This window comes from Paenibacillus sp. NPDC056579 (genome assembly GCF_042793215.1).
Taxonomy (GTDB): Bacteria; Bacillota; Bacilli; order Paenibacillales; family NBRC-103111; genus Paenibacillus_S.
Genome location: NZ_JBHTVD010000056.1, coordinates 1 through 1,031, shown reverse-complemented (window position 1 = coordinate 1,031; position 1,031 = coordinate 1). Strand labels below are relative to the sequence as shown.

General features: G+C 39.4%; 2 protein-coding genes. Both read right to left on the bottom strand.

Annotated features, from left to right (window positions below; translation table 11 throughout):
* Positions 1-134 precede the first annotated feature (134 nt).
* Positions 135-602, bottom strand: a complete 468-nt coding sequence (locus ACFQ88_RS39790) for a hypothetical protein (protein ID WP_326194938.1) — start codon at positions 600-602, stop codon at positions 135-137.
* 20 nt (positions 603-622) lie between these two features.
* Positions 623-790 (bottom strand): helix-turn-helix domain-containing protein, encoded by a 168-nt coding sequence (locus tag ACFQ88_RS39785; protein WP_326194937.1) that lies wholly within the window; start codon positions 788-790, stop codon positions 623-625.
* Between the last annotated feature and the right edge of the window lie 241 nt (positions 791-1,031).

Here is a 1,031-nt window from a genome sequence, read left to right as displayed (position 1 = left end):
CCACTCTATCCTCTTTAATCTCTGTGCGGCGTTCTCCGTTGTCGAAAATCATTACGTTTTTATCCAAGTCTAGCAACCTCCGTATATAGTAATTTAATATAAGAAAAGCCGCCCCGATCGGAGCGACTATTTAATTAGTCCACAAGCGCAAGTGTCAATGTTTTAAAGCCGCGGCGGGTTTTAACTTCTTTTGGAACAACTTTTAATGGCTCGTCCGTCCAAGGACCTTGCCCTACAATCCCAATGATACGTTGTAGGGAGCTTGCTACGCCCTGAGATACACTGTGATAGCCTTGTCCGTCTGCTGTTAAAAGAACAACGCGCATTGCCTGAATTGTCTCTTTCGTGACTTCATCCTCTAATTCAACCGCATGGGCGACCATGTCTGTAATTTCAATTACTTCTCCGATATGGTCTGATAGAGAGTGTTCAGCGTTGCTTACCGCGTTGTAAAGTTTGATGCTGCTCTTTCTGTCCGTTGCCTGGATAGTTGAAAACATTTGTTGTGTACCTTGTTCAAAAATACTTGGTGATGCTGTTGCAATGTCCTCAGTTGCCAATACGTCAGTAGTGTTTTCAGTGTTTTTAATAGTGTTTGTCATTTTAAAATTCCCCCAAAGAATTAATTTTGTTTTAAGTATTCATTGAATTTTTCAGCTGACACGCGCCATTCTCGACCGACTTTGAAACCTTTAATTTCTCCGTTGTTCAGCATTTTGCGAGCCGTTTTTTCAGATATTTTTAATATCTCGGCTACCTGTTTAACTGTTAAAACCTCTTCACTAGACAAAAATCGTACCTCCCTCTACATATGTATCACTTCCTTTAAAGGGCTTCAGATTCCTTTATGTTCCCTTTGATGACCTTATCTTACCATCAAGGGATATATCATGTCTACCCCTTTTTACAAATTTCTTCAGAATTTTTTCAGGAAGGATTCGACATTATGCGACATATTGGTAGGAGAAGAAAATATTTCTGTACCAATAATAGAACACATGTTCCTGAATGTAAAGTCCTATTATATATGA

Coding starts and splice junctions, on each gene's coding strand:
- ACFQ88_RS39790 (WP_326194938.1), bottom strand. CDS start 602: ATGACAAACACTATTAAAAACACTGAAAACACTACTGACGTATTGGCA.